3 protein-coding genes are annotated in these 1,830 nt (G+C 30.6%); all 3 read right to left on the bottom strand.

What is annotated here, in order from left to right:
* Window positions 1-203: 203 nt before the first annotated feature.
* The gene (locus tag WBN21_RS15775; protein ID WP_424201967.1) at window positions 204-1,223 is read right to left on the bottom strand and encodes a potassium channel family protein; all 1,020 of its coding nucleotides are present in this window, start codon (window positions 1,221-1,223) and stop codon (window positions 204-206) included.
* Window positions 1,220-1,447: a PspC domain-containing protein gene (locus WBN21_RS15780; RefSeq protein WP_298236914.1), complete on the bottom strand. Its 228-nt coding sequence runs from the start codon at window positions 1,445-1,447 to the stop codon at window positions 1,220-1,222. The genes WBN21_RS15775 and WBN21_RS15780 overlap by 4 nt, the downstream gene beginning before the upstream one ends.
* 44 nt (window positions 1,448-1,491) lie before the next feature.
* The coding region (locus WBN21_RS15785; protein ID WP_424201969.1) for a DUF2851 family protein at window positions 1,492-1,830 on the bottom strand (339 nt) is incomplete at its 5' end.

A 1,830-nucleotide genomic window follows, 5' to 3' on the forward strand; every position in this document is an offset into this window, starting at 1 on the left:
TGCCTGGTCTATTTTCTCATCAAGTCCCAATTCTTCTTGCGAAAAAGTTAAAAACGGAATTAAGATAGTAAATATTGAAAGAAGATATTTCTTCATAAGGGTTGAGTTAGTTAATTTTTTATTGAAAGATTCTTATTAAAAGCAAGCAAGATGCTAAAAAAAAATGATTTTTTAAAACTAAAGCTGTTAAAATAGCATATTTACTACTCTATGCCGTATTGCGAATTAAGTGCTTCTATTTGCTCTGGGCGTCCTAAAACTATAATTTTTGAATTAGGAGCTAACTCTAACTCCGCTTCTGGATTTACCATATAGTCTCCATTTTCATCCTTATAACCAATAACACTACATCCTGTTTTTTTACGAAGATCTAAATCTCTAATCGTTCTACCTTTGTTGTTTTTAAATAGTTTTTCTACGGCTACTTCTTCTATATTAATATCCGATTTACCTACAATAGATAAGTTATCAATAAACTCCATTAAACCAGGTACCACAACTAAAGAGGCCATGTGGTCGCCACCAATTTTATCTGGCAAAATCACATTATCTGCACCCGCAAATTTTAATTTATTATATGAAGATTCGTTTGATGCACGACTAATTATATTTATTTTTCTATTTAATTGTCTTGTTGAAAGCACTACAAACAAATTATCAGCATCATTAGGCAAAGCCGAAATAAAGTTTGATGCTCTATCAACCCCTGCTGCTACTAATATGTCATCTTCATTCGCATTACCTATCACATAAGGCACTTCATCTAACTGCAAGCGCTCTTCCATGTCTTTATCTTTTTCAATAACTACAAATTGTTTATTATATGCCTTTAATTTTATAGCTGCCTGTTTACCGTTTCTTCCGTAACCACAAATAACAATGTGATTTGTAAAACTTTCAATCTTTTTCTGCATCTTTTTGTATTTTAATTCTTCAACATTATTTTTACTTAAAATGTATTCCGTAATTATAGATAAGGCATAACCTACTATAATAACACTTGCTAAAATTAAGAATATGGTAAAAATTTTGGATTGATCATCTAACGGAACCACCTCGCCAAAACCAACAGTCGTCATGGTTATAACGGTCATATACATGGCATCAATCCATGAATAACCAGAAATTAATCGATAACCAGCAACTCCAATAAGCATAATAACACCCAATAGAAATACGGCTGTATAAATTTTTGTTCTAAAAAACTTTATTAATGGATTCATAAATCAAAAACAGATGAGCGTTTTGTGTAAACTAAATCTTTTATTCGCATCCAAAATGCCAAAAACAAGTATAGTGCGAAACCGAAACCAACTGTAACAAAGGTTAGGTACATAAAGGATGTTCTAACTACTTTGGCTCGTATTCCAAGACGATCAGCAATGCGTTGGCAAACGTAATAACCGTGCTTTTGAAAAAACAATAAGGGTTTGTAAATATTGTTCATGCTGCAATTTAAGACTAACTTTTTTAGTTTAAAAACTTATGGCTTTATTTGTTTATAAGTGAATTTCCAATAGCGCATTGAAGACATTTGTTTTTATCGCAATATTCCGTTTTAAGCTGAATGATTGCTTGAGATTCTAATGATGACTTTGCTACTTTTTTTAAACTATTAAATTTATCAATGATACTATTTTTTTCTGAAGCTAATGCCATAGCTATTTTTATAATTTCAGAATCTATGTCTTCTCCTTTTTGTTTCGCATAACTAAATTTTATTGGAAGAATTGTATTGATTAGAAGCAAATCTATAAATGATTTTGACAGTATTTTAGTTGAAACTTTAGATTCCTTGTGAAAGGTATAATGTGATTTCCAAAACTCGGA

This window comes from Algibacter sp. (assembly GCF_049667265.1).
Classification (GTDB): domain Bacteria; phylum Bacteroidota; class Bacteroidia; order Flavobacteriales; family Flavobacteriaceae; genus Algibacter_B.